This window comes from Actinomyces gaoshouyii, assembly GCF_002076915.1.
Lineage (GTDB): Bacteria > Actinomycetota > Actinomycetes > Actinomycetales > Actinomycetaceae > Actinomyces > Actinomyces gaoshouyii.
The window spans coordinates 662,477-689,142 of record NZ_CP020468.1; the positions used below are offsets into that span (position 1 = coordinate 662,477).

A 26,666-nucleotide genomic window follows, 5' to 3' on the forward strand; every position below is an offset into this window, starting at 1 on the left:
CTGATCGTGCCCGGCCCACGGCTGCCCCAGCGCCTCCGACGGCGGTGGGGCAGGCCCGCGCTCAGCTTCGTCCTGGCCTCCCCCGGGGGCCCGGAGGCGGCCCAGGCGGCGATCCGCTCCTGCCTCAACCAGTCCCTGCGCCAGGTCGAGGTCATCGTCGCCGCGGGCGGGGCGGCCGGGGGCAGCACCCTGAGCGGGCCCGCGCGCGAGGCCGTCGAGGCACTCGCCACCCGGGACTGCCGCGTCCGCGTCATCGAGGGCGGCGCCGGGGCGGCCCTGGGTGCCGTCCGCTCCCGATGGGTGCTCCTCATGGGCGGCGAGGATCGGATCGAGCACGATGGGCCCGCCGCCCTCATCGACTCCCTCAAACGATCGGGCTCCGACCTCGCCGTCGGGGCGAGCCGCGTGCTCGACGGCGACTGGCGCGCCGAGCCCCTGGGCCCCGCGGGCCGCGGACTGCGCCTCGAAGAGGCCCCGGGCATCCTGGAGGCCCCGGCGCCCGGCCGTCTCGTGGCCCGCACGAGCGCCTGGCGCCGCCTGGCCCGCAGCGGCGCGCTCGGTGACCCGCAGGACCGCGCCGATGCCGCCCTCGGCCTGCTGCTGGCCGCGCGGCGGATCGACGTCGTCAGCGCCCTCGTCCGCTCCTGCACGGCGGTGGAGCCGCTCAGTCGGGAGCGCCGGCTGGAGCGCCTGGCCCGCACGGCGGATCACCTGCCGACGCTGCTCAGCGGCGCCGCCGCGCCCGTGCGCGAGCGCGTCCTGGGGAGCATCCTGAGAGGCGGGCTCCTGCCCCTCGCCCTATCCGCCGCGACGGCAGGGGACGAGGGGGCCAGGCGCCTGCGCGCCCTGGCCGTCCGGCTCGTCCCCAGTGCGGCCGACCCTGCCTGGGCGATGCTGCCGCTCCTCGACCGGGTGCTGCTCTGGGTCCTGGCCCATGGTCCCCTCGATGAGCTCTGGGAGGCCCTGGCCTCGCGCGCCGAGGACACCACCAGCCTCCCCCTCGTCCCCGACGCCCGTGCCCGGGCCGGCCTGGCGGCCGCCGCCCCCGTCCTGGGCCGCCTGAGGGCCCTGCCCGCGGAGCTGCTCGCCATCCGGCCCATCGACCTGCGCGTGGAGGCTCGTGCCACGAGTCTCGCGTGGCGCGACGCGGGCACCCTCGTCATCGAGGGCTGGGCGCGCGTGCCCGGCCTCGATCCCGCGCTCGCCGGGAGGCCCCGGGTCGCACTCGTCGGCGAGCCGGCCCGCGAGGGAAGCGCCACTCCGGCCCAGGATGGGGCGAGCGCGCCGAGCGCCGTCGAGATCGAGCCGCGCAGCGCCCCCGAGGCCGATGAGGCCGCCCAGGACCCTTGGCGCGGCTACGAGGCCGCGGGCTTCCGCGCCATCGTGACCCTGGGCGGGCCGCCCGGAGCTGGCGCTCTGCTGCGCGTGGCGCTGAGCGCGGGGAACCAGGAGCTCTCGGACCACCTGGCGGCCCCGATCTGGATGAGCGGGGCCGCCAGCTCGGGCGGGAGCGCCGTCTGGCGCGGTGCGGACGGTCGATTGAGGGTAGGCGCGGCACTGGCCGCCCCCGGCGGGGAGTCTTCGGCTCCGGGAGAGGCGCCCGGGACCGCCCGGATCGCACGGGCTTGGACCGAGGGGGAGAGCCTCTGGCTGGAGGGGCCCGGCGGCGACTGGGTGGAGGAGACCCCGGCGCGCCTCGTCCTCACCTCTTCCCGGGGGGCCGCGGAAGCCGCCATGGGGCCCTCCACCTCCCTGTGGCGCGCCTCGATCCCGCTCGACGACCCCGCCATCGCGCGAGGGACCTACCGGCTCCGATGGGCGCTGCCCGGCGGGACGACCGCGGACTGTGCCCCCGCGGCCGGGCTCGCCCCGGTGGTCGACTTGGCCGGCCGCGCTCGCAGCGCGCGGCTCGCCATCGAGACCGGGCGCGTGTCCTTGAGCCTGCTGCCGCCCCTGGCCCCCGGACAGCGAACGCGGCGCGGCAGGCGCCTGCTCATCGACGAGGACGCCGGGCCGCTCGTCGGCGGCGTGCTCCTGGAGTCCTTCCAGGGCCGCAGCGGCGAGGACAGCCCCGGCGCCATCGCCGTGGACCTGGCGCGCCGGGGCTTGGGCGCCCCGCTCTGGTTCTCCGTCGTCGACGGGACGGTGGCCGCGCCGCCCGGCACGATCCCGGTGATCCGCGGCGGCGAGGAGTGGTTCCGCGCCCTGCGCACGGCACGGGTGATCATCACCAACGACTGCCTGCCGATCTGGTGGGCCAAGCGCCCCGGTCAGCGGGTCCTGCAGACCTGGCACGGCACGCCGATCAAGCGCCTCGGCCACGACGCTGCCCCCGGGGCGACCAGCCTCACCTACCTGCGCATGATCACCGCCCAGGCCCCCCAGTGGGACCTGCTGCTCGCGCAGTCGCCCGTCGCCGAGGAGCGCCTGCGCTCGGCACTCGGCTGCACGGGCCCCACCTGGGTGGGGGAGTACCCCCGCAACGCGCCCCTGACCGCCGATGAGCGCTCCCGGGTCGAGATCCGGCGCCGAACACGCGCCGAGCTGGGTGTCGCCGACGACACCCCGGTGGTCCTGCTGGCCCCGACCTGGCGTGAGGATCTGCGCGAGGGGGAGGCCCCGATCACCCGCATCGTCGACGCCGCGGGCATCGCCCGCGAGACCGGCGCCGTCGTCCTGGTGCGCGGACACCACATGAACCGCCTCGCGCTCGCCACCCCGGACGGGCGCCCCGGTGCCCGTCCGCGCGTCATCGACGTCAGCGGGCATCCCCGCGCGGAGGTCCTCATGCTCGCCGCGGACGTCCTCGTCACTGACTACTCGAGCATCATCATGGACTTCGCGCTCACGGGCCGCCCCGCGATCGTGCACGTGCCCGACCTGGAGGACTACCGGCGCCGTCAGGGCCTGTACGGCCACTGGCCCGACGACGCCCCCTGGCCCGTCAGCCACGACGACGCCGAGCTCATCGCCGAGCTGCGCCGAGCCCTGGCCGCTCCTCCTGGCCCGGGCGGCGGGTCGGCCACCGCCGCCCCGGAGGACTCAGGCCCCGATCCCGTCGAGCGGACTTTGGCGCATCTGCGCGCCTGGGTGGCGCAGTCCCTGGGGCATCTGCCCTGATGACACTCCTGCCGGTCTCGCGGGCTGGTGGAAACGCCACTGGTGTGATGCCATAGCCCCATGAACGAGACCCTTGATCTCGTCCCTGCCGCCGATGACAACGCGAGAAATCCGGATGTGCCGAGCGACACCGACGATTCAAGCGCCGAGGCGCTCCTGTCAGGCGATCCGATGAGCCTCGCCGAGCCGGGCCCCAACAACGCCCCGGAGTCGGGCGATCCCGCTGATCCCGAGGAGGACGCCGGTCTCGGCGAGCGGGCTCCCGCCGACGACGTGACTGACGCCTCAGCCGCGCTCGCCATGGCTGCCGCGGCTGACGCCACCCCCGGCGCATCGACGCCCGCAGCTGCCGATGAGGCGCCAGCGGCGCCCCCCGCGCGCCGCTGGCGGATCGCGCTCGTCTCCGTCCTGGTCCTCCTGCTCGTCCTGGTCACGGGCGTCGGCGCCTTCGGATGGTGGCTGCGTCATCGCGTGGACTCGGCCATCGAGAGGATCCCGGACCCCTTTGTCGGCCTCACCGAGCGCCCCTCCGCGGCGGATGTTCAGGGCGATGCCCCGGTCAACATCCTCGTCATGGGGGCGGACTCCCGGATCAGCGCAGGCGACCCTTCCCAGTGGGAGCAGGGCGGCCAGCGCACGGACGCCATGATGATCATCCACGTCAACGGCGACCGCCGGGGCGTCTCGGTCGTCTCCATCCCGAGGGACTCCTGGGTCCCCATCCCCGGGCACGGTACCGGGAAGATCAACTCCGCCTTCTCCTACGGCGGGCCGGGCCTGGCGATTCAGACCGTTGAGAGCCTCACCGGCGTGCGCATCGACCACTTCGCGGTGGCCGACTTCGAGTCCTTCGCCACCCTCACCGACGAGATCGGCGGGGTGACGCTCCGCCTGGAGAAGCCGACCACGCTGGCGGGCACCGAGTTCGCCGCGGGTTCCCAGCGCCTCAACGGTGCGCAGGCCCTGGCCTTCACCAGGGAGCGCTACAGCCTCTCCCGCGGCGACTTCTCCAGGATCCAGCGCCAGCAGGCCTGGATGCGCGCCATCGTCTCCCAGGTCCTCAACGGGGGCCTCATGTCCGATCCCGCGGGGCTCTACAGTGTCCTCTCCGCGGCGGCCGGCACCATGTCGGTGGATGAGGGCTTCTCCATCGATGAGATGCAGTCCCTCGCCCTGAGCCTGCGAGGCCTGGGGCCGAGCGGCATCGCCTATGTGACCGCCCCCTTCCAGGGGACGAGCACGAGTGAGGACGGCCAGTCGATCGTCCTGCTGGACCAGGCCGCCGACGCCCCGCTCTTCGAGGCGGTCGCCAACGACACCGTCTCCCAGTACCTCGCCGAGCACGCCGACGCCGTCCCGCAGCTGCCAGCGGCTGTCGAGTGAGGCGGAGGTCGTGCGGCCCCGCTCGCCGGCCGCGAGCAGCATCACCGGAAATAGGCGGCATCAGCGGCCCCCTGGGTCTTCAGATGGAGTGAGACAGTGACGACGACGCGGACCCTCGCCCCGGCCGACCCATCGGACGGGACCCCCATCAGCACCGTGGCGGTGGTCGGCCTGGGATACATCGGCCTGCCCACCGCCGCGGCCCTGAGCAGCGCCGGCCTGAGGGTCATCGGCGTGGACACCTCCGCGTCGAGGGTCGAGGCCGTGGGCAGGGGCGAACCCCCCTTCGTCGAGGAGGGCCTCAAGCAAGCCGTCGCCGAGCAGATCATGAGGGGCAGGCTCACCGCGCAGCGGACCATGCCCCGGGCCGACGCCTACATCGTCGCCGTCCCCACACCCCTGGCCGCCAGCCACCGGGCGGACCTGGGCAGTGTCGACGCCGCGGGAGCGGCCATCGCGCCGGTCCTGGTCGGGGGCGAGCTCGTCATCCTGGAGTCGACGTCGCCGCCGGGCACCACGGCTCGCCTGGCCCGCGCCATCCAAGTGGCGCGCCCTGACCTGTCGGTCCCTGTCTCCGAACAGGACGACGCGGGCGGCGCGATCAGCAGTGCCACCGCCTGCGCCGCTCCCGCGCGGCGCGTCGGCGCGGCCGTCGACGTCGTCCACTGCCCCGAGCGGGTGCTGCCGGGGCGGGCGATGGCCGAGATCGTCGAGAACGACAGGATCATCGGCGGGCTCACCGCCCGAGGGGCGCGGCGGGCCCGCGACCTCTACGCCGCCTTCTCCACCGGCGAGCTCCTGCTCACCGACGCGCGCACGGCGGAGCTGGCCAAACTGGCGGAGAACGCCTACCGGGACGTCAACATCGCATTCGCCAACGAGCTCGCCGCGATCTGCGCCGACCAGGGCGTGGACCCCTGGGAGCTCATCGAGCTGGCCAACCGGCACCCGAGGGTATCGATCCTCAAGCCCGGCCCCGGTGTGGGCGGGCACTGCATCGCGGTGGACCCCTGGTTCATCGTCGAGGCCGCCCCCGAGCGGGCGCGGCTCATCCGCGCCGCCCGCGAGGTCAACGACGCCACGCCCGGACGCGTCGTCGAGCAGGTGCTGAGCGCCGTGAGGGGGCAGGCGACCCCCACCATCGCGGCGCTGGGGCTCGCGTTCAAGGCCGACGTCGACGATCTGCGCGGATCTCCCGCCCTGGCGATCGTTGAAGCGCTGGCACGGGCGCTCCCGCGCGCGCGGATCATCGTCGCCGAGCCGCATATCGACGCCCTGCCGGAGTCCCTATCCGGCTGGCCCGGAGTGAGCCTGGCGCCCGTCGAGGACGCGGTGGCCCGGGCGAGCACAGTGGTCCTCCTCGTGGACCACCGGGAGATGCGCGGCCTCGACCATGCGTCGCTCGCCGGCAGGGCGGTCATCGACACCCGGGGCCTCTGGCGGAAGCGGCAATCCTGAAAGTTCACTGAGAATTGGCAGGTCAAGTGCTGTTCCTGTGAGGTTGTCCATGGAATTGCGACCATTGAACGGGTGACAGGATCGGATTGATCGACCATACTCGATGTCGAATCGTGATCTTCGGTTCTGAAGGTGCTCTGGCCTCTCTGAGGAGTTCTTCGATGCGTCGCGTCATCACATATGGGACATTCGATCTCCTGCACTACGGTCATATCGAGCTGCTCCGACGCGCGAGGGCCCTCGGCGACTATCTCGTGGTCGCCCTGTCGTCTGATGAATTCAATGCCGGGAAGGGCAAGAAGGCCTACTTCTCCTATGAGGAGCGCCGGGCGATGCTCGAGGCCATCCGCTATGTCGACCTGGTGGTACCCGAGAACAACTGGGAGCAGAAGGTCGATGACCTAGTCAAGTACGAGATCGACACCTTCGTCATGGGTGACGACTGGACGGGTCGGTTCGATGAGCAGCTCGGCGGTCTGTGCGAGATCGTGTACCTGCCCCGGACGCCTGAGATATCGACGACACAGATCAAGGGTGATATGGCCCAGTCCTGATCCCCTGCTGACATCCCGCGAGAACGAGCACGAAGGAGGCCCGATGGCCGCGGACAGCCCCGAATCCTCCGCGACAACCGCGTTGAAGCCGATCTGGCGCGCCGTGGTGCCGAAGTCCGTGCGGCGGGCGCTCTACCACCGGCGCCATCAGACCGCCGAGCAGCACCAGCAGCCGTCCCACCTGCCGCCCGTGCTCGCGGCCGCCGCCTCCACCGAGCCGGTCCAGCACTCCATGACCACCGGCCCCAAGCTCTCCGTCATCATCCCGGTGTACAAGGTCGAGGACTACCTCGATGCCGCCGTCGAGTCCGTGGTCAAGCAGACCTACAAGGATATGGAGATCATTCTCGTCGACGACGGCTCGCCGGACCGTTGCGGCCAGATGTGCGACGCCTGGGCAGCCCGCGACTCCCGCATCCGCGTGCTCCACAAGCCCAACGGCGGGCTCTCGGACGCGCGCAACGCGGGAATGGCCGTCGCCACCGGGGACTTCATCGGCTTCGTCGACTCCGATGATCTCCTGGACCCGCGCGCCTATGAGCGCCTCATGGGCGCCCTGGAGCACAGCGGATCGGATATCGCCACGGGCAACGTGCTCCGATTCCAGGGCGAGAGGAAATGGCAGGGCTGGAACCAGGGGTACTCCCACGACCAGTCCCTCTACCCCGAGCTTGCACCCGGGTCGAGGGTGGTCACCGGTGTCCAGATCCAGGATCATCCCGAGCTCATGTTCGACACGACATCCTGGAACAAGGTCTACCGGCGGTCGCTGCTGGCGGCCAATGGCATCGACTTCCCCGTCGGCAAGCTCTACGAGGACATGTTCCCCGTGGCCCGCGCCTACGCTGCGGCCTCGGCGATCGACGTCGTCTTCGACTCGGTCTACCTCTACCGCGAGCGCGAGGACCGCTCCTCCATCACCCAGAAGCGCGGGGAGTTGAAGAACCTCGTCGACAAGATGGAGATGGTGGACCGCACCTGGGAACTCGTGGCCCACCAGGACAACCCCGAGGTCCTGCGCGACACCCTCCTGTTCAAGCTCCTCGAGGGGGACCTGCCCGTCTACGCCCCCTACCTCGGGCGCGACCCCCAGTTCGACCAGGCCTACATCTCCACCCTCACCCGCTACTGGCCGTACGTGACCCCCGATCTCATGGGCCGCATCCCGCTGGGGCGCCGGGCCCTCGTGGCCTGGCAGGCCCGAGGCGAGATCGCGATGGCCGACCGCGCCGAGGCGTGGATCAACAGGCACTTCTTCGACATCCCCATCGTCGAGGACGAGCGGGGCATCCGGGCCGATCTCAGCGTCAACACCGAGATGCTCGCCCCCCTCATCGAGGGCGGCTACGACTCGATGACCCGCTACGCCAAGCCCCGCTGCACCGTCACCGAGGCGCAGATCCGTGACGGGCTGCTCACCGTCGAGGGCTACGCCTTCCTCGACATCCTGCCCACCGGAGCCGAGCAGGTCATCTCCTTCGAGTTGCGCTCCACCGACGGGCTGACCGTGCCCATCGAGCACCGCCGCGTGCGCAACGAGTGGGCCAACGGCTCCTGGCCCGCCGGCATCGGGGACCGCGAGGACTGCGGCTTCATCATCTCCGAGCCCCTGGCCACCCGCCTGCCGGCACTCCCCGAGGAGCCCGGTATCTCGCGCACATGGAGCATGTGGTACTCGGTGGCCTCGCGCACCCACGCCTCCGACTTCGAGGAACTGCGCCCCGTGTGGCGCGGCGGCGCGATCCGCCTGGGCGACACCGCCATCTCCGACGACGGCTGGAGCGCCTCCATCGACTGGTCCTCCTGGACCAGGCCCCTGACCTTGGACCAGCGCCGATTCTCCTTCATGGCCACCGGCGTCGTCGAGCGCGACGCCAGCCTCGCCACCATCATCCGCTCCGTCGACGGCTCTGCGATCCGCGAGGCCCGCTACATCCGCGATCACGACTCCACCATCCTGCCCGCGGTCCTCAAGGCCGCCGCCGACGGCGCCGTCGAGGCCTCGATATCCATGTCGAGGGTCCCGGGCCGTGACGTCCCCAAGGGGGCCCGCAATGGCTGGCACCTGGAGGTCAAGAGCGCCCGCGGGGACTGGGAGCGAGTCGTGCCCGCCCAGGGCCTCGTGCGCGAGAGCCCCGACCGGACCTGGTCGGTTCGCGGCGACTCCGATGGCTCCCTGTGCCTCGTCGACGGCGCCTCCTCCCTCATCGTCGACGAGATCACCTACGAGGACCACGCCTGGCGCCTGACCGGGTGCTGCCCCGCGGAGGTCGACCCCGCGTCCACGGTCTCCATGTGGAGCGATCAGGGGGCCTTCGAGCACTGCGCCTTCGAGATCCCCTCGCCCGGGCGCTTCGCTGTGACCATCCGCCCCTGGAAGAAGGGCTGGTACGCCGACCGCGAGATCGCCTGGAGGACGGGGGAGTACCACTTCTGGCTGCGCGTGGACGGGCGGGACTCCAAGTACCGCATCCGCGCCAACTCCTCGCTGCTCCAGACCACCCTCCAGATGAACATCTGGGATGGCGCGCTGCACTCGCGCTTCCACGTCTCCGCCGACTCCCTGGACATGACCATGCGGGTCGACGAGGGACTGCTCCACACCGAGCGCGGCCGCCACAACCGATTCCGGCTCCTGGGCCAGTGGAAGACCGCCACGGGCATCGAGCCCATGGACGCCGCTGTATTCGCCTCTTTCATGGAGGGCCACGCCGCCGACTCGCCCCTGGCCCTCTTCGAGGAGCTCAAGAGGCAGGACACCGACCTGGACCTCTACTGGGCCGTCAATGACGGCTCGGTCGTCGTGCCCGACGGCGCCACCCCGCTGCTCAAGGGCTCCACGAAGTGGTTCGAGGTGCTCGCCCGGGCCCGCTACGTCGTCAACAACGTCGGCGGCATCGAGGGATACGGGAACCGCCCCTTCCAGCGCTACCTGCAGACCTGGCACGGCACGCCGCTCAAGCACATCGGGCGCTCCCATATCGAGGAGACGCCCTGGACCTACGCCGTCGGCGCCCTGCGGGGCCGCGAGGAGAGCTCGGAGTGGGACGGCCTCGTCTCGCCCAACCCCTTCTTCTCCTCCATCGCCGCCCGCGAGTTCTTCTACGACGGCCCGATCCTGGAGATCGGCTACCCCCGCAACGACCGCCTCGTGCGGGCCGACGAGGCCGAGCGCGCCCATGTGCGCTCCCGCCTCGGTCTGCGCGCCGACGCCCGGGTGTTGCTGTACGCCCCGACCTTCCGCGAGACCGGCGCCGGCGGTCAGGTCTCGGCCATGCGAGAGCTGCTCGACCTGGACCGCCTGGCCGACGAGCTCGGCGAGGAGTGGACCATCATCCTGCGCGGGCACAACTACAACCGCCGGGCCTCGGCCAAGGACGCCAGCCGGGCCCGGATCCTCGACCTGACCGAGCACCACGACATCAACGACCTGCTCATCATCTCCGACGCACTGGTCACGGACTACTCCTCGGTCATGTTCGACTACCTGTGCACCGGTAAGCCCGTGTTCAACTACGTCCCCGACCTGGAGGACTACACAGCCTCGCGCGGCATGTACATGACAGTGGGGGAGTGCGCGGTGGGACCCCTCCTGTACGAGCAGGACGCCCTCCTCGCCGAGCTCCAGGGCATCGACGCCTACAACGAGCGCTACGGCGACCGCTACCGCCAGCGGGCCGAGTTCTTCGTCCCCTGGGACGACGGGCACGCCTCCGAGCGGGCGCTCGGCGCCCTCATGACCTGACCGACCGACAAGCAGCGACATCCCAGCCGAGTCCAGCACGAGGAGGAACAGTGGGAGTCTTCGACGACGTGGGGACCGTCCGCCAGGAGGCGGGCAGCAGGACAGTGACCGTGGACCTGCCCTCGCTCATGATCTCGCCGCCGGCGACTCTCAGGCCCGCGACCATGGCGCCGCCGGACCGCCTGAGGGTCACCGACGAGCGCTTGAGCACAGGCACCACTCTCATCGCCCTGGCCCGCCAGGACCCGGGCGTCAGGGCCGCGCTCAAGGAGATCACCGCCGAGGGCTATCTCGTGGCGGGCGCCGGCGACGGCGAGGGCATCCTCGTGCGCCGCGGCTGCGTCGGCTCCTTCTGGGACGAAGTGCGCACCGGTGAATGCTCGCTGACCCGCTCCGGCGTTGCCTACTCCTACCACGAGCCCGAGCAGGGACTGCCCGCCCGCTACCTCGTCGTCGTCTTCTCCGGCATGCACTCGGACTGGAACCACCCCGGGCTGGACCGCTACATCTTCCCCCAGTTCCGGCACATCGGGTCCCTCACGCCCCCCGGCACCGCCGTGCTGAGACTGGGAGACCTGGGCGGCGTCTCCGGCTCCTTCTTCATGGACACCGCGGATGCGCCGTCGAACTGCGACGACATCTCCGAGCTCATCGTGGCCGCCATCCAAAGGCTCGGCCTGCCGCCTCAGCGCGTCTGCCTCATCGGACCCTCCAAGGGCGCCACCGGCGCCGCCATCCACGGGCTGCGCCTCCACCTGCCCTTCATCGCCGTCGACCCGATCGTCGACGACACCTTCTATCGGGAGGAGCGCGACGATCAGCACTTCACCGGGGCCCCCATCTTCCCCAGGCGCGTCGAGGAGGTCCTCGCCGAGCTCATCGACGAGCCCGGCTCCGCCTGCCCGCCGCCCAGCGTCGTCCTGACCGCCCGGGGCTCCGAGATCTCCTCCGACGCCCTCGCCTTCGCCCGGGACCTGAGGCGCCCCTGCGCCGTCTACGAATCCGACGACCCCAGGGTCGGCGCCCACCCCCACGTGGCGCGCGCGGTCCTCGGGCCCGCCATCGCCGCGCTCAACGCCATCCTGCTGGGGATCCCGGTGGGGAGCACGATCGCGGCGCCACCCACCAGCGCCCGCAAGAGTTGAGAGGTACCGAGATGGATTACCTAGACGGTGTCGAGCTCCTGCCCCGCCGCCCCCACAAGGGCGTGTGGGACGTCCCCCTCGACGACTTCGCCTCCGACCCGGCCGGCTTCCAGGTCGCCCTGGCCGAGCAGGACCCCGACTTCATCCGGGTCGCCGACGCCGTGATCACCGGCCCCGGGGGCCCCATCGGGGCGGGCCGCTCCGACGCCCGCCTTCACGCCCTTCACAAGCTCCTGGCCGGCAAGGGCTACCTCATCTGGGAGGGCGGCGACGGCGTCGCCAAGTACATCGTCCGCGGCCGGATCCGCAGCTTCTGGGAGCCCATCACCTCCGGCAGGATCTCCATGACGAAGGACGGCGTCCTCTACCAGATGATCCTGCCCGAGGGCGGCAACGCCCTGCGGCGCCTCGTCGTGGTCTTCTCGGCGATCCACACGAACGACAACGAGGCCTCCCTGTGGAGGTACTTTCCCCACCACTACCAGCACCTGCGCGGATTGACCCCCGGGGATACCGCCATCCTGCGCATCGGCGACCTGGGAGGCGTCGTCGGCTCCTTCTACGGAGACACCCTCGACGCCCCCGGCAACGCCACCGCCATCAGCGCGCTCATCGCTCGGGTGATCCGCTCCTTCGAGATCCCGCCGGCGCAGGTCTGCCTCCTGGGATCCTCCAAGGGCGCCACCGGAGCGGTGCGCCACGGGGTGGCCCTCGGCCTGCCCTTCGTGGCCGCCGACCCCGTGCTCGGGGACCAGTACTACGAGCGCTCCCGCGACGACGCCCACTTCACGGGCCCGGAGGTCTTCACCTCCACCAAGGAAGCGGTCTTCACCCAGCTCCTGGCCTCCGAGCGCCCCACCGGCGCCAGGGGCGTGTTCCTCACCTCCCCGCAGTCGCCGCAGCACGACATGGTCGCCCAGTACGCCCAGCGCCTGAGGCGCCCCACCCTCCTCTTCGACTCCTCGGACTACAGGATCACCGACCGCCCATGGGAGCCCGGAGCCGTCCTCGGCCCGACCACCATGGCCGTCAACGCCCTCATCCTGGGCTGGTCCCTGCCTGAGGGCGCCATCGAGCTGTGAGCATGCGGCGCGCGCTGTGGCACCTGCGCCACGGCGGCCCGGCCGGCCTGAGGGAGCACCGCCGCCGCCGGCGCGCCGCTCGGCCCACCGCGAGCCGGCGGCGCGCGCGTCCCGCCGTCCCGCGGGGAGTGGAGGGCATCCCCGATTGGGATCTCCCCGAGGCCACGGCGCCCCGGCACGACGTGACCGTCGGGGTCATCGCCGACGAGTTCACCTCCCTCGCCCTGCGCTACGAGTGGCGCGCCGTGGTCCTGGACCCGGTGCGCTGGCGAGCCCAGCTCGCCGAGCAGCCCCTCGACCTCATCTTCGTGGAGTCCGCCTGGCATGGGAACGACGACGCCTGGATCTACCAGATCCTCGGCGACTCAGCCCCCTCCGAGGGGCTGCGGGAGCTCATCGCCGAGGCTCGGGCCGCCGGGATCCCCACGGTCTTCTGGAACAAGGAGGACCCCGCCCACTACGACGACGCCATCGCCACTGCCGCCCTCTTCGACCGCGTCTACACCACGGACTCCACCCTCGTGCCGCGCTACCGGGACGAGCTCGGGCACGACCGCGTCGGCGTCCTGCCCTTCGCTGCTCAGCCCTCCATCCACAACCCCATCCGCCTGGTCGGCCCGGACGGGCGACCCGTGGAGCGCCACGGCATCGCCTTCGCCGGCATGTACTTCGCCCACAAGTACCCCGAGCGCCGCGAGCAGATGGACACCCTGCTCGGCGCCGCCGCCGATGCCGGGCGCTGCACGGGCCACGGCCTCGTCATCTACTCGCGCTACCTGGGGGATGACGACCGCTACCAGTTCCCCGCGCCCCACGACGCCGCCGTGCGCGGCAGCCTCGACTACGTCCAGATGCTGTCCGCCTACCGCGCCCACCGGGTCTTCCTCAACGTCAACTCCGTGGTGACCAGCCCCTCGATGATGGCGCGGCGCATCTTCGAGATCACCGCCTGCGGCACGCCCGTCGTCACTATGCCCAGTCCCGCCACCGGCGCCTTCCTCCCCGCCGGGAGCCTCGCCGTCGTCGGCGACCGCGCCGGTGCCGAGCGCGCCATGCGGGCGCTCTGCGCCAATCCCGAGCTCGGCGATCGCATGACGCACCTCGCCCAGCGCGAGATCTGGGCGCATCACACCTACACCCACCGGGTGGACGCGGTCCTGGCCGACTTGGGGATGCCCGAGCGGCGCCACCGGCCGCCCTCCGTCGCCCCCCTCATCTCCACCAACCGGCCCCATCGCCTGGTGGGCGTCCTGGAGAGCCTCGCCGCCCAGGAGGAGGTGGAGATCCGCCCGATCATCCTCACCCACGGCTTCGAGGCCGACCCCGCCGCCCGCGCCCGCGCCCGCGAGCTCGGCCTGGAGCCCACGTGGATGAGCGCGCCGACCAGTACCAGTCTCGGCTCCAACTACACGGCCATGCTCCAACGGGTCGAGGCCGATCTCATCGCCAAGATGGACGACGACGACCTCTATGGGCCCCACTACCTGTCCGAGGCTCTCACGGCCATCGACTACTCGGGCGCCGGCATCGTCGGCAAGCACGCCCACTACGTGCACCTGGCGGGTAGCGATCTCACCGTTCTGCGCTTCCCCGAATGGGAGCACAGGTACACCTCCTTCGTCTCCGGCCCGACGATCGTGGCCAGGGCCGACCTCGCGCGGGCCGTCGGCTTCCCCGATACCGGCCAGGGTGAGGACACCGCACTGCTGCGCGGCGCCATCGACGCCGGCGTGAGCATCTACTCCACCTCCCGGTTCGGCTTCGTCCAGCGCCGGGGCGCCGCCGCCGATCACACGTGGGCCATCGATGACGCCGAGATCCTGGCGACCTCACGCATCAGCCACGTCGGCGCTCCGGGGGCCACCGCGATGCCCTGAGCCGTCCCATGCGGGTCCCGCCGGGATACTCCGCCGGTTTCAGCCGCGCGCCGCGAAGGCCTCGACGCCGTCGGCCACCCAGTCGTAGAAGGCGCCGATGTAGTGGAAGGGGGCCGATCCCCAGCGGTGGGCGTCATCGGCCACGACGAGCTCGTCGGGCACCTGGAGCACATGAGTTCCCAGAGCGCGCGCCCTCTCGTAGTAATCGATCATCGCCCAGTTGGCCCCCAGGGCGCTTATGCCCCAGCTGCGCACGGTGGAGCGCCCCTGCGCCGTGCGGGCGGCCCAGGGCGCCTGGAGGAGGATCGTTCGTTCCAGCAGCCCGACGCGCTCGAGCATCGCCTTCAGACGCGGCAGGGCGGCGGCGAAGAGCCCCTGGTGCTCGTCGGTGCCCAGCTCGATGACGCGCCCGCTCAACGGTCCGTAGAAGTCCCGGCCCAGGCGCAGGCTCGCCGTCAGGCCCTCCGTGGAGCGGGTGAGCCAGTGCCCGGGGGAGGTCTCGATGACGCCGAGGCGCTCGTCGGTGAGGTCCCACAGCAGCGCGTCCGTAGTCGCGGCCAGGCCCGCCAGCTGGGCCTCGGCGTCGCCGGCGGCGTCGGAGGCGAAGCAGCGCCGCGCGAAATCGCTCTCCAGGGCGCCGGCGTCGATGGCGCGCACGTCCACGGCATTGCCGGTGGAGATGATGGACTGCCTGGCGACGTAGCGCGTCACCTGCCAGCCTCGCTCCTGCAGTGCCGTGGCGGAGTCCCTGCCCACGCAGGATCCGAGGATCGCCAGGGATCGAGCGGGGGCGGGGGCGGTCACTGGGAGGCGTCCTTACGGTGACGGGGCGCGTAGCCGCCGGTGCGGCGCGCGGCGCGCGGGGATGCTGATGCGGGGGAGAGGGAGGCGGGTCCGGGGGCCGCCGCCCCGCTCATCCTACCGGCACTGCCCGGGGCTGTCGGCACGGGACCCGCAGAGGCCCGCGTCGGGGCGGCCGCTTGGGTCGGGGCCGCGGGGCGGGGCGCCCACTTGCGCCGACAGCGCTGAAGGATCTCCTGAGCGGTGGCGCGCTCCCCCTTGGCCACGTTCCAGGACCACCAGCGGTAGTCGTGGGCGATCTCCGGGCCGGGGCCGTCGCCGATGAGCTCGCCGTCCATGAGCCAGATGGCGCGTGTGCACATCTCCTCGATGGTCTGGGCGGCATGGCTGACGATGAAGACCGTGCCGGCATTCGCGCGCAGCTCGGCCATCCGGCTCTCACTGCGCTCCTTGAACGCGGCGTCCCCGGTGGACAGGGCCTCGTCGATGAGCAGGATGTCCGGGCTGGCCGACACCGCGATCGCGAAGCGCAGGCGCGAGGCCATTCCCGAGGAGTAGGTGCTCATGGGCCGGTAGATCGCCTCGCCGATGCCCGCCATGCCCACGATCCCCGGCAGGGCGGCGCGGGCCTGCTCCGGCGTCATCCCCATGGCCAGGCAGCCGAGGATGACATTGCGCTCCCCGGGGAGGTCCGGCACGAGGGCCGCATTGACACCCAGGAGCACGGGCGTGGAGCGCGCCAGGACCCTCCCCGAGCGCGGCGTTTCCAGGCCCGCCACGATGCGCAGCAGGGTGGACTTCCCCGAGCCGTTGCGCCCCAGGATCCCCAGCGACTCACCGGCCCGCGCCACGAAGGACACCCCCTTGAGGGCGTCGACGCTGACGCGCGGGCGCTGCCCGAAGGCCCTCATCGCGACCTGCCGGGCGGGGCTGAGGGCGCGCATGGCCGAGGCGTCGGCCGAGGGCGCCCGGTAGCGCACATGGAGGTCGTCGACGACGACGGTCACGGGCGCCGCCGCGCGCCGGCCGGACGACGGGGCCCCGTGGACGGAGGGGGTCTCAGCGCTCGACGCCATAGGACTCCTCCCTCGCCCAGAAGAAGACGTACCCGACGCCCACGATGATGAGCGCCCACAGGCACATGACCGCCCAGTCGCGCCCCGGCGGCACGCGCTGGTAGAGGATGACATCGCGGTACATGGTCAGCAGCTTGCTGCCGGGGTTCCAATCGACGACGAACCTGGCGGCGGGCCGGTGCATCATCTTGTCGAAGGAGAAGAACACCCCGGAGCCGAAGTACCAGAACTGGGCCACGAAAGGCCACACATTACGCATGTCCGGCAGCTGCGCCGTGAGCCTGGAGGTGAAGAGGACCAGGCCCAGGGCGAAGAGGTTCTGCAGAGCGAAGATCGGCACGATGAGGGCCCAGTGCCATGAGGGCCAGGCGTGCGGCGGCAGGATCATGACGATGAGCAGCAGAGCGGCCAATGGCGGCAGGGCATCCAGGGCGCCCCGGATCGCGAAGGAGATCGGCAGGGCCGCCCTGGGGAAGGAGAAGGAGCGGATGAGGTTCCTGCCCGCGAACATCACCTGGCCCCCGCCGGTGATCGCCCGCTGCAGCGTGGGGAACATCGTGACGCCCACCAGCAGGTAGCCCACGAAGTTGTCGATGCCGCGGTTGGTCTCCAGCAGCAGCCCGAAGACCACGAAGAAGACGAGGGCGTCGAGCATCGGCTTGACGATGAGCCAGATATTGCCGAGGAGTGTTCCCCGCTGGGTCCCCAGGGCGCGGGCGCGGGCATCGGCCCAGATGAAATGGCGGCGCCGCCAGGTCTGGCGCATGTACACCACCAGGGGCGGGCGCTTGCCGACGGGCCTCAGCCCTGTCATATCCGACCTGCCGGGACAGGGCGCCGGAGGACTGATACTCATCGCACCTCCTCATGAATCGTGCGGACTGCCATCCCATTCTCCTCCCAGGTGGGCAGTCCGATCCCAGCCGACGGCGTGATGTGGGCCGCTCGAATCGGTGCGGCATCGGTGCCGGCCTGGGCGAGTCGGCGGATCTGCTCCGCCAGGGCGCCGGCGTCGCCCGCGGGGAAGAGGAGCCCGCCGCCCCGGGTGACTTCCACGAGCGCGGGCAGGTCCGAGGCGATCACCGGGCGCCCGAGCGCCTGCGCCGTCAGCGGCTTCAGCGGCGTGACCATCCGGCACACCGGCGTGTCCCGCCGGGGCGCGCAGAAGGCGTCGAGCGCCTGGTACCAGCCCAGGGCCTCATCCGCCGGGACTCGGCCGGGCAGGACGCAGACCCCCGACCCCGGGGCCATCAGGCCCAGGTCCTCGGCCAGCGCGACCAGCCCCGGCCGGCTCACGCCGTCGCCCACGATCGCGCAGCGAGCGTCCACACCCTGGCCGCGCGCCAGGGCCACGGCCCGCAGGAGCACGTCGAACCCCTCGTAGTCCACCAAGGACGAGACGCTTCCCACCCAGAAGCCCCCGGTCGGCAGGCCCAGGCGGGCGCGCGCCTCGGCGGGAGAGCGGGGCTTGACGGCCAGGACCTCCCCGTCCACCGCGTTGGGCACGACCGTGATCCGCTCGGCGGGCACGCCCCGGGCCACGAGGTCATCGCGCTGGAGCGCCGACAGGACGATGACGGCGTCCGCCTGCCGGGCCACCTCGGTTTCCTTGGCCCTCAGCAGGGCGAAGCGCTGGGAGGCCAGGGCCTCGGCCTGCTGCTCGGGAGGCCGGGAGGCCACCCACGTGTACTCCAGCATCCCGCGCATCTCGTAGATCCACGGCAAGTCATGCCCGCGTGCCACGGCGGAGACGACGAGGGCGTTGACGTAGTTCGTCGTCGTGTGCAGCACTTCGGGGCGGAAGGCGGCCACCTGCCGGGCCAGGAGCCGGGCCGTCTGCGCCAGGCGGGCCGCGGGCGTGGGCGCGAGCCGGGAGGGCAGGAGCCGGTGGTACTCCACGCCGTCGACGATGTCGCGCGGGGCCGCCCTCACGCGCCCCACGGTCACGGGGTATCCGATCCGGGTGACGGCCCGCAGCTCCTCGCCCGCCCGCTGCTGGGCGAGGAGCAGGTGGTGCGAGCGCATGGCGTAGCCGGACTGGGTGTGCGGCAGGGAGTTGGTCAGCAGGTGCAGCACCCGGGGGACCTCTGACCGCAGTGGCCCTTGCCAACCGCGCGAGGGGACGGCGGGCAGCGCGAAGCCCGGGGACATCGTCGCCAGCTCGGCGGACAGGCGCGCCCGGGCGGTTCGGATCGAGCGATGGCGCCCTCCGGGGAGCCCGCCCCGGGAGGAGGGGGAGTGGGCCAGGGCGGTGTCGAGGGCCCCGATCGCCTCATCCAGGTGCCCCCGTGACCACAGGTCCCGGGCCCTCATCCTCGGCGGGGCGGCCGGGGCCCCGCCGGGCAGGAGATCGGCCAGGCCCACGGCCAGGGCGATCTCAGCCGCCAGGCGCCGGCCCAGGGCGCTGCCGGGATGAGCCTGGGAGAGGGCCCGCGCCGCCAGGGCCGGACGATCGGCGAGCAGGGCGGCGAGGGCGGGGCGGAGCGAATCACCGGTGGCGCCCGCGCCCACTGCCGCGGACAGGACCGCGCGCCCCCCGTGGGGCAGGCGGCGAGCGCTCTGCAGCGCCAGCAGCAAGGGGTCCTCCGTCATGTGCCGTGCGACGGTGTCGGCCAGGAGGCCGACGGCGCGCAGCCCGGTGAGCGCCGTGGGAGGCGCTGCTCTTGGTGCCGGGGAGTGGGCAGAGGAGGCCACCCGGGGACCCAGGGGCTCAGCCATGAGCGACCTCGTCGAGCAGCGCCTCGTAGCGGTTGACCTGGTCATGCCGATTCGCGTGGCGGGAGAGCCATTGCCGCCCGGCGCTCGCGGTCAGGCCGGAGCGGTCCGCCGCCAGGGCCGCCCAGGCGGCGGCCAGGGCCCGGGGATCCTGCGGGGGGACCACGAGCCCGGCCCTTGCGGATCGGATGATGCCGGCCGCCTCGCCGTCGACCGCGCCGCTGATATGGCGACCGGTAGCCAGGGCCTCGTAGAGCTTAGAGGGCACCGTCATGGACATGGCCGGCCAGTCCTGGAGGCTGACGAGGATCGTGTCGGCCCAGGCGTAGTGCTCGCCCACCGCCGTGGGCGCGACCGGCGGCAGCATCTCCACGGGCGCCCCCAACCTCTCGGCGGTGGCGCGGATGTGGGCAGCCTGCGCGCCGTCGCCCACGATCCGCAGACGCAGGCGGACTCCCCGGCGCTCGGCGAGGGCCGCTGCCTCCACCGCGGCCGCCAGTCCCTGGCTGCGCCCGACGGTTCCCAGGTACACGACGCGGAGCTCTGGGCGCCCATCATCACCGTCTCGGCGCGCAGGGGGAGCGGGCAGGCCCCAATCCGATGGGACGGCGCTGTTGCGGATGACCTTCACCCTCCTCATGCCGCGCTCCCGCAGCGCCTGGGCGAAGGAGTCCGTAGTGACCGCGACGGCGTCGGCGCGCCGCTCCAGGAGGGTGACGAGCGGGGGGAGAAGGGCGACGGCGCCGCGGCGTGACAGACGCGGGGCCGCGGCACCGATGCCGCGAGGCAGCCCTGGCGCCGCCCGCCGCAACAGTCCCGCCGGGGGCTCGGCCCAGTGGCGGCTCGAGTCGAGGATGTCCGGCCAGGCGTCGCGCAGCTCGGCGACGACGGGGCGCCGCAGCGCGCCCCCGACCGCCAGCGCCACGGGCAGGGTCGGCAGGCCGGGGACCGAGCCGATGACGACATCGGGGCGGTGGCCTCCCCCGAAGCGCGCCAGGGCCAGGCGCGCCCCGTCCGCCGCTGCGAGCATCTGATCCGCGCCGCGCCCGCTGATCCCCGCCCCATAGGGCCTGAAAGTCGTGCGGTGGATCATCGCCCCAGTCTCATCGCGGGCGATGGCGCCCGAGGCGAGCCGGGGCGAGGAGTCGAGTAGAACGCCGGCCGGGTAGTGCGGGGCGGGAGTGAGCACGGCGAGCTCATGACCTCGCTCCACCAGGCCGCGGGCGAGCCACCGCCAGCGGTTCTGGGGCGCGCCGATCTCCGGCGCCCAGTAGTGGGTGAGCAGGAGGATCCTCACCCCCGCTCACCATCCTCAGGGGCGGCGCCCCTGGACCTGGAGCCGTCCGCGCTGCCGTGCTCACGGCGCTCGTGGCGCTCACGGCGCTCACGGCGCGCCGCGCTCACGAGCGAGGGCAGGCTCATGTAGCAGGCCAGGACCACCAGCATCCCGATGATCCCCGGTGCCCGCGCGACGTGTCCGCCGGGCCCCTCCCAGGAGGCCAGCGCCACTACCGAGCAGGCCGCGGCGCAGGCCCCTACGAGCAGCGCCACCGCCCAGTGCGGCCACCCGGCGGCGACGAGCCGCTGGTAGACGTGCTCGCGGTGCGGCTCGTACCAGCGCTGCCCGGAGCGGGCGCGGCGCCACAGGGTGAGACCCGTGTCGGTGGCCAGCACGAGCAGCGGGGCCACCGCGACGAGCAGCGGCACCCCGGAGGCCAGGCAGAGGGCCGCGCCGAAGGACCACGCCGCCCCGAGCGCGTAGGAGCCGGCATCACCGAGGAAGACCCGGGCGCGGGGCGCGTTGAAGGGCAGGAACCCGGCGGCCGCTCCGCCGAGCCCGGCCATGACGAGGGCCAGCCCGGGGATCCGCGCCGACGACGCCACATGCGTGTAGTACGCCGCAGCGACGAGGGCGTGTCCGGCCGCCAGCCCATTCGCCCCATCCATGAAGTTCGTGGCGTTGATCATCGCGACGGTGCCCGCCCCCAGTGGGATCACGAGCCACAGCGGCGCCCCGGTGATCGAGGTCGTGAGCAGGGCCAGCCCTGCGCCCAGGCCCGCCTGGGCGAGGAGGCGCGCGCCGATCGGCAGCGTGTACAGGTCGTCGCCGAGCCCCAGGATCGTCAGGGCGAGGATCGTGCTCAACCCCACGCTCACCACCTCGATGAGCCTGTCGGATCGGGGGATCGCGCCCTCGGCCACCGCGCCGGCCAGTCCCGTCCCGGCGGCCAGGACCGCGGCCAGGATCAGGGCGCCTCCGCCGCCGCGGGGGACCGGCCTCGCGTGCAGGGAACGGTCCACGGGGACATCGATGACGCCGGCCCGCCGCAGCACCGGGATGGTGACGGCGGTCAGGACGACCCCCGCCACCAGGCCGGTGAGTGCGCCCATGGCCAGGCCCCAAGTCTCCCAGGAGGCCTCGGGCGACTGCGGCATCGGGAGGGCCGGCGGGGTCACGCGGTGGCCCCGGTTCGCTCGACGGCGCCCCTGCCGGTCGGTGCGCCGCCCCGGTCATGCGCGGCGCCCTCCTTCGGTGGCCTCACGGACGCATCCTCGGGGATGGGGGCCTGGCTCATGCCCGTCATCCATCGGCGCACGAGCTCGCCCTGACGGCCCCACTCGGAGCGCAGTCGGAGATCATCGATCTCCCGGAGGGTCCCCAGCCCGAGCGCCGCGACATCCACATGCGAGATGAGCGGGTGCCAAGGGCGGCGGTCGGTCTCCCCGGCGCCGAACAGCGACTCCGTCATCTTCTCCCCGGGCCGGACCCTCGTGTAGGCCACGTGCGGCTCGTCATAGCCCATGAGAGTGGCGAAGCGCCGGGCCAGCGACTCGATGTTGTGCGGCTCTCCCATGTCCAGGACGAGCACCTCCCCGCTGCGCCCCAGCGCCCCGGCCTGGAGGACCAGCTGGCAGGCCTCATTGATGGACATGAAGAAGCGCTCCATGTGGGGATCTGTGACGGTCAGGGGCAATCCGCGCTCCAACTGGGAGGCGAAGGTGTGGAGCACCGAGCCGCGCGAGCCCAGGACATTGCCGAAGCGCACGGAGATGAAGCGCCGCTCGGCGGGCAGGCTCATCCCCACGGCGGCGGTGAGCCGTTCGGCGATGCGCTTGGAATGGCCGAGCACGCTGGTGGGATCGGCGGCCTTGTCGGTGGAGATATTGATGAACAGGCGCACGTCGTGGCCGGTGGCGGCCGTGAGGAGGTCGCTGGTGGCGGCCACGTTGGTCAGGAACGCCTCCTCCGGGAATCGCTCGGTGAGGGTGAGATGCTTGAGCGCCGCGGCGTGGAAGACGATCGTCGGGTGGGCCTCATCGAACAATCCGCTGATGAAACCGGGGGTGCGCAGGTCTCCGAGGATGAGATCGGGGGAGTCGAGCATCGCCTTGCCGTCGAGGGACAGCTGGACGGCGTGCAGGGCGGACTCGTCCCTGTCCACGAGGATGAGCCGCTCGGGCCGGTACTTGGCGATCTCGTGGCACAGCTGCGCCCCGATGGAGCCGCCCGCGCCGGTGACGAGGACCCGCTCGCCGGTGAGGTAGGAGGCGATGGCGTCGACGTCGGTGTCGATCGCCCGGCGCCCCAGCAGGTCTGAGAGCTCCAAGGGGCGGAAGATGCCCGTGCCGCGCTGCGCGATGGCGCTCGCCGGGGCCGGCGCGAGGGAGGGCGCCAGCCCCATGAGCTCCTCGGCGCTGGGCATGACGCGGATCTCAAGGCCGAGTTCTCGGGCCCGGGTCACGACGCCGTCGACCTCCTCCGGCCTGGCTGAGGGCACCGCCAGCAGGACGAGGTCGGCATTGGTCTCCCGGGACACCTGCGCCAGGGCGCGCCAGGGGCCGAGCACCCGCACCCCGGAGAGCCGCAGGTGCCGCTTGGCGGGGTCGTCATCGAGCAGGGCGACGGGCGTGTAGGGGGAGGAGGGATCATTCTGCATGAGGCTGATCGCCATGGCGCCGCCGTGCCCGGCGCCCATGATGATCGTGCGCCGCGCGCGTCTGCCGACCGGCCGCTGGCGCGCCTCGACCACCCGCAGGTAGAGCCACCGGCAGGCCAGGTGGAGGGTGAGGGCGCAGCCACCGGAGAGGATGGAGTCGCGCAGCGGCAGGAGGAGCCCCGTGGAGAGCCCGGAGAACGCGGAGAGGACGACGGCGATGACGACGTCGGTCAGCAGGACGGAGGGGATCTCGTCGATGGTCGCGAAGCGCGCCCGCCCCCGCAGGAAGGCGAGGTAGCCGACGATCTGGAGGACGACCGCCAGCAGCGCCGTCAGCGTGACCCCTATGCCCTCGGGGCGGGTGTCGATCCCCGCGGTCAGGCTGAGGACGGCCACGATCATCACGGCCAGCGCCCACATCGCCGAGTCGAGAGCGGCGGTGGCGCCGTGGGGAAGGTGCAGGCGGGAGCCGCCGATCTCCCGCTCGCGCCACTGGGGCGCCGCCCCGCCCCGCGCGGGCGGTGAGCCCGCCGACGGCGACGAGGGCCTCACGGGCGGCGGGGCCGTCCTCGCCCCGGGCGAGGTCGGGGCGGCGCCATGCTCAGCCACGGGAGAATCCTTCGTCGAGGGGAGGCAATGGTGCCCGCGGAGCCAGCGCGGATGCAACAGGTCAACGGTCATATCAGCACTGAAGCGCCTCAGGCGGCGTTGCCCCAGTATCCCCTATAAGCGCTGCACGCGCAGCGGAATCGGTGGAGGTCATAGCCTCCTCCCTGCGTAGGAGGCGGGGCCGCGGCGTCCGGTGGGCGGCCAATGGGCGGTTCATCGGGAATGCGGCGGCGGTTTTCATGACAGGATGACGGCTGGAATGCCGCACGTGCCGCGACTGCTCGTCTTCCCGGCGGCCGGTCCGCTGGCCGACGATCGATGAAGGAGGCGCCATGGGAACCGATGGAGCGACTCTGTCCGCCGGTGGCGACGCCGTCGCCATCTATGACACGACGCTTCGCGACGGCGCCCAGCAGCAGGGCGTCTCCTTCACCGTGGAGGACAAGCTCGCGATCATCGCCCTCCTCGATGAGCTCGGCGCGGCCTATATCGAGGCGGGCTGGCCCGGAGCCATTCCCAAGGACACCGAGCTCTTCGCGCGGGCCCGGGAGCTGGACCTGGCCACCGCGCGGCTCGTGGCCTTCGGCTCCACCTGCCGCCCGGGCGCCCATGCCGCCGAGGATCCTGGCCTGCGCGCACTGCTGGACAGCGGGGCCGACGTGATCACCCTCGTGGCGAAGTCCGACCCGAGGCACGTCGAGCGGGCTCTGCGCACGACGCTGGAGGAGAACCTGCGCATGGTCGCCGACTCGACCGCCCTGCTGGTGGGCGCGGATCGGGAGGCGATGGTCGATCTGGAGCACTTCTTCGACGGCCTGGGACGACAGGCCGACGGCGCTTACGGGATCGAGGTGGCCCTGGCAGCGGCCCGTGCCGGCGCCGGCGCCGTCATCGCCTGCGACACCAATGGTGGGGCGCTTCCAGGCGTCATCGCGGGCTCCGTCGCCCGCCTGCGCCGCGCCCTGGACGCTGCTGGGCACCCCGACTGCGTCGTCGGGATCCACACCCATGACGACTCGGGCCTGGCCGTGGCCGGTGCGATGGCGGCGGTGGAGGCCGGAGCCCGCCAGGTGCAGGGGTGCGTCAACGGCATGGGGGAGCGCACCGGGAACGCCGAGCTTCTGACCATCATCGCGAACCTGGAGCTCAAGACCCGCTTCACCGCCCTTCCGGGAGATGAGGCCGAGCGGGCGCGGCGCTTGGTCGAGCTCTCGCGCATCTCGCGCTCCGTGGGTGAGATCGCCAACCGCGCCCCCTCCACCCGCCAGGCCTACGTGGGGGCCAAGGCCTTCGCCCACAAGGCGGGCCTGCACGCCTCGGCGATCCGGGTGGATCCCGATTTCTACCAGCACGTCGACCCCGCCCGTGTGGGCAACACGATGAGCATGCTCGTCTCGGAGATGGCGGGGCGCGCCTCGATCGAGCTCAAAGCCCGCGAGCTGGGCATCGACACCTCGGGGGAGGGCGACGTCCTGGGCAGGGTCGCCGAGGCCGTCAAGGCCCGTGAGGCCGCCGGCTACGCCTACGACGCCGCGGACGGCTCCTTCGAGCTACTGCTGCGCCACGCGCTGGGGGAACTGCCCGACTACTTCCGCGTGGAGTCCTGGCAGGCCTCGGTGCGCGCCGCCCCGGCGGGGGCGGATCGCTTCCTGCCGGTGGACGGCTCCACCCTCACCCAGGCGGAGGCCACAGTGCGCCTGCACGCGGGCGGGAGGCGCTTCGCGGTGCTGGGGGAGGGCAATGGCCCGGTCAACGCCCTCGACGCCGCCCTGTGCGACGCGCTGGCGGAGGTCTACCCGGAGATCCGTGCCTTCGAGTTGACCGACTACAAGGTGCGGATCCTCGACGCCGAGCGGGGCACGCGCTCGATCATCCGCGTGCTCATCGATCTCACCGATGGCGAGCGCACCTGGTCCACGGTGGGCGTGGGCACGGATATCGTCGAGGCCACCTGGGAGGCCCTCACCGACGGGCACGTCGTAGGGCTGCTGCGCGCGGGCGTGGCACCGCGCTAGAGCAGCGGGCCGGCGGGGAGGACCGCTCAGACGCGCCGGTTGTGGCCCGGGCCGAAGTAGACGTCGTCGAGTGTGGCCGTCAGCAGGGAGCGTTCGCGTAGGATCTCGATGATCTGACCGTACAGGCGGGTGACGGTGGGGAAGTTCGCGTGCCCGATGACGATGCGCTGGGCCCCAAGCCACTTCCGGGCCTCACCCAGCAGGACGTCCTCGGTCAGCAGCCCCGAGTCGCCGAAGGACCCGTACCACATCGTCGACGTCGAGTATCCCAGCCGGGCGCACACGGCGTCGGTCGTGGCGTTGCGGTAGCCGTAGGGCGGACGCACGAAAGGCGCGCCCGTCACCCCGTAGGTGTTCTTGAGGAAGGTCTCGCACCCGGAGACTTCCTCGAGGATGCCTGCCTCGCTCAGGCTCGTCAGGCCCGCGTGCGTGACGGTGTGGTTGCCCAGCTGCACCTGGCCGGACTCCACCAGGGGTCTCATCTTGTCTTTGCAGTCCGTCCAGCCGGGGTAGCAGGAGGTGACGAAGAAGGTGAGCCTGACTCCGGAGTCCTTGGCGAAGTCGAGGTAGGCGTCGATGACCGAGGCGTCGGCGCCGTCGTCGATCGTCAGGGCCACGGTGTTGCCCACCGACTCCGGCAGGCCCGTGATGACCGAGTCCGGGGCCGAGGGGGCCGGGAGCTCGGGAGGGCCGTCCTGAAGCCACAGCCCACTGCGCGACGGCGTCGGACTGGGCTCCGGGGTGGGGGAGGGGGACGGCGTCGTCGTCGGGGGTGCCGCTGAGGTCTCCACCGGCTTGAGGGAGGTGGCCGGGGCGCTGGCGTCGTTGCCCGTCGTGCAGGCGCCGGTGGCCGAGGCGGTGGCGGCAGCCAGGAGGAGCATGAAGTCGCGTCGGTGCACAGTGATGTCCTTTCGGGGCGATAGAACCCGGCCACCGGGTCCGGGCCCGCCCCCACTCGGATCGGCGTGACAGCCGGTCATCCGAGCAGCACGGGAAACACCCTCGGCGCGGCCTGCTCTGGCCGACACGATCGCGCGGCTCTTGCCTGGGGTGGCTGACGGGGCTTGAACCCGCGACCTCCTGGACCACAACCAAGCGCTCTGCCAACTGAGCTACAGCCACCATGCGCAGTTCCCACGATGGGCGGG

Annotated in this window: 17 protein-coding genes and 1 tRNA gene; 9 read left to right on the plus strand and 9 right to left on the minus strand. The window is 72.2% G+C overall.

The features are described from left to right. The first annotated feature begins 6 nt into the window (after window positions 1-6). The 8 genes from B6G06_RS02630 to B6G06_RS02665 all read left to right on the plus strand — a co-directional run bounded on the left by B6G06_RS02630 (window position 7) and on the right by B6G06_RS02665 (window position 14,364). Window positions 7-3,120: a CDP-glycerol glycerophosphotransferase family protein gene (locus tag B6G06_RS02630; protein WP_125898876.1), complete on the plus strand. Its 3,114-nt coding sequence runs from the start codon at window positions 7-9 to the stop codon at window positions 3,118-3,120. A 60-nt stretch (window positions 3,121-3,180) separates the two neighbouring features. Next, on the plus strand, window positions 3,181-4,503 hold the full coding sequence (locus B6G06_RS02635) for an LCP family protein (protein ID WP_229657979.1): 1,323 nt from the start codon (window positions 3,181-3,183) through the stop codon (window positions 4,501-4,503). Window positions 4,504-4,599: 96 nt separating this feature from the next. Further along, complete coding sequence (wecC, locus tag B6G06_RS02640; protein ID WP_080463347.1) at window positions 4,600-5,961, plus strand: UDP-N-acetyl-D-mannosamine dehydrogenase; 1,362 nt, start codon at window positions 4,600-4,602, stop codon at window positions 5,959-5,961. A gap of 161 nt (window positions 5,962-6,122) precedes the next feature. Further along, entirely contained in the window at window positions 6,123-6,515 is a 393-nt protein-coding gene (tagD, locus tag B6G06_RS02645; protein WP_080463346.1) for a glycerol-3-phosphate cytidylyltransferase, read from the plus strand. Between the two features lie 43 nt (window positions 6,516-6,558). Continuing rightward, window positions 6,559-10,260: a bifunctional glycosyltransferase/CDP-glycerol:glycerophosphate glycerophosphotransferase gene (locus tag B6G06_RS02650; RefSeq protein ID WP_158082838.1), complete on the plus strand. Its 3,702-nt coding sequence runs from the start codon at window positions 6,559-6,561 to the stop codon at window positions 10,258-10,260. A gap of 50 nt (window positions 10,261-10,310) precedes the next feature. After that, window positions 10,311-11,405, plus strand: a complete 1,095-nt coding sequence (locus tag B6G06_RS02655) for an XcbB/CpsF family capsular polysaccharide biosynthesis protein (RefSeq protein WP_081170850.1) — start codon at window positions 10,311-10,313, stop codon at window positions 11,403-11,405. Between the two features lie 11 nt (window positions 11,406-11,416). After that, window positions 11,417-12,487: an XcbB/CpsF family capsular polysaccharide biosynthesis protein gene (locus B6G06_RS02660; protein ID WP_081170852.1), complete on the plus strand. Its 1,071-nt coding sequence runs from the start codon at window positions 11,417-11,419 to the stop codon at window positions 12,485-12,487. Between the two features lie 2 nt (window positions 12,488-12,489). Beyond that, window positions 12,490-14,364, plus strand: a complete 1,875-nt coding sequence (locus B6G06_RS02665) for a glycosyltransferase family protein (RefSeq protein WP_081170854.1) — start codon at window positions 12,490-12,492, stop codon at window positions 14,362-14,364. A gap of 39 nt (window positions 14,365-14,403) precedes the next feature. On the opposite strand, the gene B6G06_RS02670 is transcribed toward B6G06_RS02665, so the two are convergent. The 7 genes from B6G06_RS02670 to B6G06_RS02700 are packed head-to-tail and all read right to left on the minus strand — an operon-like array spanning window position 14,404 to window position 23,503. Then, on the minus strand, window positions 14,404-15,168 hold the full coding sequence (locus B6G06_RS02670) for a DUF6270 domain-containing protein (RefSeq protein ID WP_080463341.1): 765 nt from the start codon (window positions 15,166-15,168) through the stop codon (window positions 14,404-14,406). After that, a complete protein-coding gene (locus B6G06_RS02675; protein ID WP_081170856.1) occupies window positions 15,165-16,241 on the minus strand; it encodes an ABC transporter ATP-binding protein in 1,077 nt (358 codons plus the stop codon). Before B6G06_RS02675 ends, B6G06_RS02670 begins: the two co-directional genes overlap by 4 nt. Continuing rightward, window positions 16,225-17,097, minus strand: coding sequence for an ABC transporter permease (locus tag B6G06_RS02680; RefSeq protein WP_240494087.1), 873 nt, complete (start codon window positions 17,095-17,097; stop codon window positions 16,225-16,227). The genes B6G06_RS02675 and B6G06_RS02680 overlap by 17 nt, the downstream gene beginning before the upstream one ends. Beyond that, a complete protein-coding gene (locus B6G06_RS02685) occupies window positions 17,094-18,959 on the minus strand; it encodes a glycosyltransferase (protein ID WP_080463338.1) in 1,866 nt (621 codons plus the stop codon). The genes B6G06_RS02680 and B6G06_RS02685 overlap by 4 nt, the downstream gene beginning before the upstream one ends. Beyond that, on the minus strand, window positions 18,952-20,253 hold the full coding sequence (locus tag B6G06_RS02690) for a glycosyltransferase family 4 protein (protein WP_081170860.1): 1,302 nt from the start codon (window positions 20,251-20,253) through the stop codon (window positions 18,952-18,954). Before B6G06_RS02690 ends, B6G06_RS02685 begins: the two co-directional genes overlap by 8 nt. Then, on the minus strand, window positions 20,250-21,392 hold the full coding sequence (locus tag B6G06_RS02695) for an MraY family glycosyltransferase (protein WP_164505184.1): 1,143 nt from the start codon (window positions 21,390-21,392) through the stop codon (window positions 20,250-20,252). Before B6G06_RS02695 ends, B6G06_RS02690 begins: the two co-directional genes overlap by 4 nt. Before the next feature lie 17 nt (window positions 21,393-21,409). Next, complete coding sequence (locus B6G06_RS02700) at window positions 21,410-23,503, minus strand: polysaccharide biosynthesis protein (protein ID WP_081170864.1); 2,094 nt, start codon at window positions 23,501-23,503, stop codon at window positions 21,410-21,412. 332 nt (window positions 23,504-23,835) lie between these two features. On the opposite strand from B6G06_RS02700, the gene cimA reads away from it, so the two are divergent. Next, a complete protein-coding gene (gene cimA, locus B6G06_RS02705; protein WP_081170866.1) occupies window positions 23,836-25,518 on the plus strand; it encodes a citramalate synthase in 1,683 nt (560 codons plus the stop codon). A 26-nt stretch (window positions 25,519-25,544) separates the two neighbouring features. On the opposite strand, the gene B6G06_RS02710 is transcribed toward cimA, so the two are convergent. After that, window positions 25,545-26,417 (minus strand): polysaccharide deacetylase family protein, encoded by an 873-nt coding sequence (locus tag B6G06_RS02710; RefSeq protein WP_081170868.1) that lies wholly within the window; start codon window positions 26,415-26,417, stop codon window positions 25,545-25,547. A gap of 147 nt (window positions 26,418-26,564) precedes the next feature. Continuing rightward, window positions 26,565-26,640: transfer RNA gene (locus tag B6G06_RS02715), tRNA-His, on the minus strand. Window positions 26,641-26,666: the final 26 nt, after the last annotated feature.